The sequence below is a fragment of the Limosilactobacillus portuensis genome (assembly GCF_014838735.1).
In the GTDB taxonomy this organism is placed as follows: domain Bacteria; phylum Bacillota; class Bacilli; order Lactobacillales; family Lactobacillaceae; genus Limosilactobacillus; species Limosilactobacillus portuensis.
Map to the genome: position 1 here is coordinate 1 of NZ_JABUXQ010000120.1, position 287 is coordinate 287.

The 287-nt window shown below is 63.1% G+C and carries 1 protein-coding gene; it reads right to left on the reverse strand.

Features of this window, described 5'->3' with window-relative positions; translation table 11 throughout:
* Positions 1 to 287 (reverse strand): hypothetical protein (locus tag HUK49_RS10820; protein WP_459562908.1); only part of this gene is annotated, 287 nt, incomplete at both ends.

Consider the following 287-nt stretch of genomic DNA (forward strand, 5'->3'; position numbering starts at 1 on the left):
TCGTCCATGGAACGCACGATGGAGTCGGTCACCGCCTCGCGGGAGTGGCCGCGTTCCGAGGTGTCGCGAATGAGCTTCTGGATCCACTCCAGGTTGACGATGGGCACCACGCCGATGAGAAAGTCCACGTGCCGCGCCACGTTGTGCTCCCCCGTGACCACACCGCCATGCAGTCCTTCGTAGAACAGCAGATCCGTCTCGCCGGGCAGATCCTGCCAGGGGGTGAAGGTGCCAGGCATCTGGTTGAAAGGCACTGCCTCGTCGAAGCTGTGCAGATAGCGCCGGTA